The 695-nt window shown below is 73.7% G+C and carries 1 protein-coding gene; it reads right to left on the reverse strand.

Annotation, left to right across the window (positions count from 1 at the left end):
* The coding region (locus ACTWPP_RS45020; protein ID WP_443110623.1) for a lambda-exonuclease family protein at window positions 1–695 on the reverse strand (695 nt) is incomplete at both ends.

Here is a 695-nt window from a genome sequence, read left to right on the forward strand (position 1 = left end):
GCTGGATCCGGTACCACTTCAGCTGGTTCCCGCCGAGGAGGACGGCGACGTACCCGGCGTTCAGGCCGGACACGGCCAGGCCCCAGTGGACCTGGATCGCGACCGAGTCGGGGATGGAGTCTTCGTCGTCGCCCCACTCGTGGTCCTGGTAGGCGGACCTCTGCTTGCACTCCAGGAGCGCGGTGGCCTGCGGAGCGGCGGCGCGGTGGCGGCGGAGCTTGGAGCGGCGGCGGCGGCCGCGGGCCAGGCTCGGGCAGGTCGGGCAGTGCTCGCAGCACGCCTCACACGTCTTCGGGTCGCAGCACGGCGCGACCTCACCTGGTTCGGCGGGCATGCCCGGCTGGTGACTGCCGCAGCCGCAGGCCTCCACGACCAGGAAGTCGAGGTTCGCGCCCATCCAGTCGGCGGCCTCATGGACGAGCATCCCGGGGTTGGGCCGGATCCCGTGGGGAGACTCCTCGGCGAACGCCTCGGCGATCACCGGTTCCATCCGCTGTCCCCACCGGGCGGCCTCGTGGACACGGGCCGGCTTGGTGTCGGGGCGGGTGCCGCGCATCTCGTGCCACACGGTCAGCGGGGAGGAGTAGTTGTCCAGGCCCATGCAGGCCGCGATCCGGGAGGCGGTCATCCGCCGGGCGCGGGCGGCGTCCCAGGCGGCCTTGCGGGTGCGGGGCGGCAGCAGCAGCCGGCCGGTG

This window comes from Actinomadura sp. 3N407, from assembly GCF_052245875.1.
Lineage (GTDB): Bacteria > Actinomycetota > Actinomycetes > Streptosporangiales > Streptosporangiaceae > Spirillospora.